Raw genomic sequence first — 5,260 nt, 5'->3', positions numbered from 1 at the left:
CTGCCACGGCTGACGCCGCCTCCGCACCGGCGGCTGCGGCCTCCGCCGCAGCGGCCGCGTCGGCACCTGCCGCGCCGGTCGCCAACAAGGGCGACGTCGCGTGGATGATCGTCGCGACGCTGCTCGTGATCATGATGACGGTGCCCGGCCTGGCTCTGTTCTACGGCGGCCTGGTCCGCAGCAAGAACATGCTGTCGGTGCTGATGCAGGTGATGGTCACCTTCTCGCTGATCGTCGTGCTGTGGACCATCTATGGCTACAGCCTGGCCTTCACCGAAGGCAACAAGTTCGTCGGCGGCCTCGACCGGCTGTTCATGAAGGGCATCTTCGATCCGGCCACCGGCGCCTTCGCGATGGGCGCGACCTTCAGCAAGGGCGTCTACATCCCCGAGCTGCTGTTCGCGGCCTTCCAGGCGACCTTCGCCGGCATCACCTGCTGCCTGATCGTCGGCGCGTTCGCCGAGCGCATCAAGTTCTCGGCCGTGCTGCTGTTCATGACGCTGTGGTTCACCTTCAGCTACGCGCCGATCGCGCACATGGTCTGGTTCTGGATGGGCCCGGATGCGTACAGCGCCGCAGGCGTCGTCGACGAGATGAACGCGAAGGCCGGCATGCTGTGGCAATGGGGCGCGCTCGACTTCGCGGGCGGCACGGTGGTGCACATCAACGCGGCCGTTGCCGGCCTGGTCGGTGCGTACATGGTCGGCAAGCGCGTCGGCTACGGCAAGGAATCCTTCACGCCGCACTCGCTGACGCTGACGATGGTCGGTGCCTCGCTGCTGTGGGTGGGCTGGTTCGGCTTCAACGCCGGTTCGGCGCTCGAAGCCGGCAACAGCGCCGTGCTCGCCTTCATGAACACCTTCACGGCCACCTCGGCCGCGGTGCTCGCGTGGTCGATCGGTGAAGCGCTGATGCGGGGCAAGGCCTCGATGCTGGGTGCGGCCTCGGGTGCGGTGGCGGGCCTGGTGGCGATCACGCCGGCGGCCGGCAATGTCGGCCTGATGGGCGCGATCGTAATCGGCTTCGTCGCCGGTTTCGCCTGCCTGTGGGGCGTCAATGCGCTGAAGAAGCTGCTCGGTGCCGACGACTCGCTGGACGTGTTCGGCGTGCACGGCGTCGGCGGCATCGTCGGCGCGCTGCTGACGGGCGTGTTCAACACGCAGGCGCTCGGCGGCCCCGGCCTGGTCGGCGACTGGGTCACGGCAACGGTCACCTCCAACGGCATCGGTGCCCAGGTGTGGATCCAGCTGAAGGCCGTGCTCGTGACCATCGTCTGGTCGGGCGTGGTCTCGGTGGTGGCGTTCAAGATCGTCGACCTGGTGGTCGGCCTGCGCGTGACGGAGGAAGAGGAACGCGAAGGCCTGGACATCTCGGCCCACGGCGAGACCGCGTATCACCAGTAAGTTTCGAGAAGAGGGACGCGGGCTGCGGCCCGCGGGACACTGGGAAGGCCGCCTCCGGGCGGCCTTTTCTTTTTCCGGATCGGAGCGGGTCGGCCGTGATGCAAGCCTCAAACAAGGCTCACACCGGCCGGGGCCACCGCACTTGCCATCGACGCGGCCGACCCCAGATGCCTAGAATCCGCGATCCCCAGGCGTTCAACGGGCTTTTATGGTTCCCCATCTCATCACCGCACTCACCGGCCCGATCAACGAACTGGAGCAGCGCATTCTCGAATCGCTGCCGGCCATCGAGCGCTGGTTCCGCCTCGAATGGATGGAGCACACGCCGCCGTTCTACACCTCGGTCGACGTGCGCAACGCCGGCTTCAAGCTGGCGCCGGTCGACACCAACCTGTTCCCTGGCGGCTTCAACAACCTGACGCCCGAGATGCTGCCGCTGGCGGTGCAGGCGGCGATGGCGGCGATCGAGAAGATCTGCCCCGAGGCCAAGAACCTGCTGCTGATCCCCGAGAAGCACACCCGCAACTCGTTCTACCTGATGAACGTCGCGCGCCTGACGCAGATCTTCCACCAGGCCGGGCTGAACGTGCGCCTGGGCACGCTCGACGACACCATCAAGGCGCCGACGCAGATCGACCTGCCGGACGGCAGCTCGCTGACGGTCGAGCCGCTGCTGCGCACCCGCGGCCGCCTCGGGCTGAAGGATTTCGACCCCTGCACGATCCTGCTGAACAACGACCTGTCGGCCGGCATCCCGAAGGTGCTCGAGAACCTGCACGAGCAGTACCTGCTGCCGCCGCTGCATGCCGGCTGGGCGGTGCGCCGCAAGACCAACCACTTCCAGGCCTACGAGGAAGTGGCCAAGAAGTTCGCCAAGCTGCTGGGCATGGACCCGTGGCTGATCAACCCGATGTTCGCCCGCTGCGGCGAGGTGAATTTCAGCGACGGCACCGGCGCCGAATGCCTGGCGAGCAACGCCGAGGCGCTGCTCGGCAAGATCCGCCGCAAGTACAAGGAATACGGCATCCAGGAGAAGCCGTTCATCATCGTGAAGGCCGATGCCGGCACCTACGGCATGGGCATCATGACGGTGCGCGACCCGAAGGACCTGGTCGACCTGAACCGCAAGGCACGCAACAAGATGAGCGTGATCAAGGACGGCCAGGAGGTCAGCGAGGTCATCCTGCAGGAAGGCGTGCCGACCTACGAGCGCGTCAACGACGCGGTCGCCGAGCCGGTCGTCTACATGATCGACCGCTATGTGGTCGGCGGCTTCTACCGCGTCAACGCCGAGCGCGGCATCGACGAGAACCTCAATTCCCCCGGCGCGAGCTTCGTGCCGCTGGCCTTCGCCGAGTCGAACCAGCTGCCGAAGCCGGGCGTCAAGCCGGGTGCCAGCGCGCCAAATCGCTTCTACATGTACGGAGTGATCGCTCGCTTGGCAATGCTGGCTGCCAGCTACGAGCTCGAAGCCACCGACCCGGACGCCGAGGTCTACGAGTAGGCTGGCCCCTCATACACCGGTCGTTGCTGCAGTGCAACATCAACCCCCGCCGGCTTGGGGGTGGGGCTGATCGACGTGTTTCCGGGCGTATCCGCAGGCGCACAATGGCCCTCCTTTGGATTGAGCCGTGCCCCTTCGGCGAGCGCGGTGGATCGTGAATCAGCATCGTCCCAGCTCCAGCCTGGCCGCCCTGACGCTGGGCGCCATCGGCGTCGTGTACGGCGACATCGGCACCAGTCCCCTCTACGCCCTCAAGGAAGTCTTCGCCCACGGCCACGTGCCGTTGACGCCGCAGAACATCTACGGCGTGCTGTCGCTGGTGTTCTGGACGCTGACGGTGGTGGTTTCGATCAAGTACGTGGTGCTGATCCTGCGGGCCGACAACAACGGTGAAGGCGGGTTGATCGCGATGCTCGCGCTGGCGTCGCAGGCGGTGAAGGACCGGCCGGTGCTGCGCAAGCGGCTGCTGATGGTGGGCATCTTCGGCACCGCGATCTTCTTCGGCGACGGCGTGATCACGCCGGCCATCACGGTGCTGGGTGCGATCGAGGGCCTCGAAGTCGCCGCACCCGGCCTGCACCACTACATCGTCCCGCTGTCGCTGGTCGTGCTGACGCTGCTGTTCCTGGTGCAGCGCCACGGCACCGCGACGGTGGGCAAGCTGTTCGGGCCGGTGATGGTGCTGTGGTTCGCGGTGCTGGCGGTGCTCGGGCTGTCGCAGATCGCGACCAACCCGGCGGTGCTGGCGGCGCTGAGCCCGAGCTACGCACTGTCCTTCCTGCTCGGCCACCCGGCGATCGCGTTCATCGCGCTCGGCTCGATCGTGCTGTGCGTGACCGGTGCCGAGGCGCTGTATGCGGACATGGGCCACTTCGGCAAGCGGCCGATCCGCCTCGCGTGGTTCAGCCTCGCGATGCCGGCGCTGGTGCTGAACTACTTCGGCCAGGGCGCGATGCTGCTGGCGCATCCGGAGAACGTCAGGAACCCGTTCTACGAGATGGCGCCGCAATGGGCGGTGTACCCGCTGATCGGCTTGGCGACGGCGGCGGCGGTGATCGCGTCGCAGGCGCTGATCACCGCGGCGTTCTCGGTCACGAAGCAGGCGATGCAGCTCGGCTACCTGCCGCGGCTGCGCATCCTGCACACCTCGGTGCGCGAGACGGGCCAGGTCTACGTGCCGTTCGTCAACTGGGGGCTGTATGCCTGCATCGTGCTGGCGGTGGTGACCTTCGGCTCGAGCAGCAAGCTGGCGGCGGCTTACGGCATCGCGGTGACGATCGACATGCTGATCACGACCACGATGACCTTCTTCGTGATCCGCTATGGCTGGCGTTATCCGTGGTCGTTGAGCGTGGCGGCGACGGGCTTCTTCTTCCTGGTCGACTTCACGTACTTCAGCGCCAACGTCATCAAGGTGTTCGACGGCGGCTGGTTCCCGGTGGTGATCGGCGGCGTGATGTTCATGATCATGATGACCTGGAAGCAGGGCCGCCGGCTGATGGCCGAGCGCCTGCGCGAGGACGCGATCGACCTGAAGAGTTTTCTCGATGCGGTGTTCGTGAGCCCGCCGACGCGGGTGGCCGGCACCGCGGTGTTCCTGGTCAGCGAGCAGGGGCTGACGCCGAACGCGCTGCTGCACAACCTGAAGCACAACAAGGTGCTGCACGAGACCAACCTGTTCGTCACGGTGAAGCTGCACGAGGTGCCGTGGATCGGTTTCGAGAAGCGCTGCGAGATGGAGCCGCTCGGGCGCGACTGCTGGCAGGTGACGGTGCACTTCGGCTTCAAGAACGAGCCGGACGTGCCGGAGGCGCTGGCCTTCCTGCGCACGCGGGGCTGCCAGATGGACGACATGGAGACCTCGTACTTCCTGTCGCGCGACATCGTGATCCCGACCTTCGGCAGCGGGATGGCGAACTGGCGGGAGAAGCTCTTTGCGGGGATGCACCGGAATGCGGCGGCGGCGGCGGATTTTCTGTCGCTTCCGACCAATCGAGTGGTCGAACTCGGGTCGAAGGTCGAGATCTGATTCCACTGCGGGGCAGTGCCGGGTCTCGCCCCGGCGGGCGAGTCACTTTCATTTGCTGGCTCAAATGAAAGTAACGGCGGTTTCAAAGCCCAAGTGCAACAGCGGGTTGATTTGAGTGGCTGGCGTTGAAGGCTGACTCGAAGAAGACCTCAGAGGGAGTGCGCCAGCCAAGAGATTTGCGAGGACGGGTGTTGAGATCCCAGGCGGTGTGATCGAGCTCGCGCTGGGAGTGCACGCTCAAGTCGGAGCCCTTGGGCAGGAACTCGCGGATCAGGCCGTTGGTGTTCTCGTTGATGCCTCGCTGCCAGGGGCTGTGGGGATCGG

At 66.1% G+C, this 5,260-nt stretch carries 4 protein-coding genes; 3 read left to right on the top strand and 1 reads right to left on the bottom strand.

The window, feature by feature from the left end:
- The 3 genes from ACXJLU_RS32615 to ACXJLU_RS32605 all read left to right on the top strand — a co-directional run.
- On the top strand, positions 1-1,403 hold a 1,403-nt coding region (locus tag ACXJLU_RS32615), incomplete at its 5' end, for an ammonium transporter (RefSeq protein WP_457337885.1).
- Between the two features lie 208 nt (positions 1,404-1,611).
- On the top strand, positions 1,612-2,907 hold the full coding sequence (gene gshA, locus ACXJLU_RS32610) for a glutamate--cysteine ligase (protein WP_457337884.1): 1,296 nt from the start codon (positions 1,612-1,614) through the stop codon (positions 2,905-2,907).
- Positions 2,908-3,061: 154 nt separating this feature from the next.
- Positions 3,062-4,936, top strand: a complete 1,875-nt coding sequence (locus ACXJLU_RS32605) for a potassium transporter Kup (protein WP_457337883.1) — start codon at positions 3,062-3,064, stop codon at positions 4,934-4,936.
- Positions 4,937-5,018: 82 nt separating this feature from the next.
- Here ACXJLU_RS32605 and ACXJLU_RS32600 read toward each other — a convergent pair.
- Positions 5,019-5,260 (bottom strand): transposase (locus ACXJLU_RS32600; protein WP_457337228.1); only part of this gene is annotated, 242 nt, incomplete at its 5' end.

It is taken from the genome of Rhizobacter sp. P5_C2 (genome assembly GCF_054049715.1).
This window is presented reverse-complemented; position numbering and strand designations above follow the sequence as displayed.

Coding starts and splice junctions, on each gene's coding strand:
- gshA (WP_457337884.1), top strand. CDS start 1,612: ATGGTTCCCCATCTCATCACCGCACTCACCGGCCCGATCAACGAACTG.